The following is a 1,505-nucleotide window of genomic DNA, read 5'->3' on the forward strand; positions in this document are numbered from 1 at the left end:
TACCTGTACAGCCTCATCGCGCAGATCCGCGACGGCGGCCGGCTGCTGGACAGCTACACCCTGCCGGTCGGCGTCCGCACCGTGGAAGTCAGCGGCAAGGAATTCCTCATCAACGGCGAACCGTTCTACTTCACCGGCTTCGGCATGCACGAGGACCACGTGGCCATCGGCAAGGGCCACAGCAACGCCCAGATGGTCAATGATTTCCAGCTCCTGGACTGGGTGGGCGCCAACTCGTTCCGGACCTCGCACTACCCCTACGCCGAGGAAGTCATGGAGTTCGCGGACCGGCACGGGATCGTCGTGATCGACGAAACCGCCGCCGTCGGGCTGCACCTGGGCTTCGGCGCCGTCTTCGGCGGCATCGCCAGGAAGACCTACGTCGAGGGCGGAGTGGACGCCAACACCGCCGCCAACCACCGGCAGGCGATTACCGAACTCGTCGCCCGCGACAAGAACCACCCCTCCGTCGTGATCTGGTCGATCGCCAACGAACCCAACGGTTCCGAGGAGGGCGCCCGCGAGTACTTCGCACCCCTCGCGGAGCTGACCCGCAGCCTGGACCCCACCCGGCCCGTCGGCTACGTCAACGTCCTGTTCGACACCCCGGACAAGGAACTGCTCGGGGACCTGTTCGACGTGATCATGCTCAACCGCTACTACGGCTGGTACGTCGATAACGGCGACCTCGAAACCGCCGAGCAGCACCTCGAGAAGGAGCTGCGCGAGTGGGAAACCAAGTACGGCAAGCCCATGATCATGACCGAGTACGGACCGGACACCATGCCCGGCTTCCACTCCATCTATGAACAGCCCTGGAGCGAGGAATACCAGGCAGCGTTCCTGGCCATGTACCACCGGGTCTTCGACCGGGTCGACGCCATGGTCGGTGAACAGGTCTGGAACTTCGCGGACTTCCAGACCTCCAACGGCATCATGCGCGTGGACGGCAACAAGAAGGGCGTCTTCACCCGGGACAGGCGGCCCAAACCTGCCGCCTATGCCCTGCGCCAACGGTGGACGGCACTGGCCGGCACCAAGAACAGCACCTCCAAGGCGTAGGCCTCACCGCACATTTTTCGCCGGGCCCAGGTCCGGCAACGGGTAAAGGAGCCCAATCATGAAAAAGCTGAACAAGCTCAGCATCGTCGGCTATGGCGCCGGCGACGCCGCAAACAATCTCGCCTTCACCACCGCCACCATGTTCCTGCTCGTGTACTACACGGATGTGGCCGGGATCTCCGCCGCGGCCGCCGGCACCCTGCTGCTGGTGGTGCGGATCTTCGACGCCTTCGCCGACGTCTTCGCCGGCCGCGTGGTGGACCGGACCTACAGCAAGCGGTTCGGCAAGTTCCGTCCGTTCATCATGTTCGGTTCCATCCCGTTGCTGCTGCTGAGCGTGGCCACCTTCTCCATACCTGAGCTCGGCGAATCCGGCACCCTGCTCTACGCCTACGTCACGTACGCAGCCCTGGGCCTGGCCTACAGCCTGGTCAACATCCCCT

The 1,505-nt window shown here is 64.3% G+C and carries 2 protein-coding genes; both read left to right on the forward strand.

Features of this window, described 5'->3' with window-relative positions:
• Positions 1-1,062 (forward strand): beta-glucuronidase (gene uidA, locus LQV45_RS31750; protein WP_230011414.1); only part of this gene is annotated, 1,062 nt, incomplete at its 5' end.
• A 58-nt stretch (positions 1,063-1,120) separates the two neighbouring features.
• Positions 1,121-1,505 (forward strand): MFS transporter (locus tag LQV45_RS31755; protein WP_230011417.1); only part of this gene is annotated, 385 nt, incomplete at its 3' end.

Source organism: Microbacterium sp. Bi128, assembly GCF_918698205.1.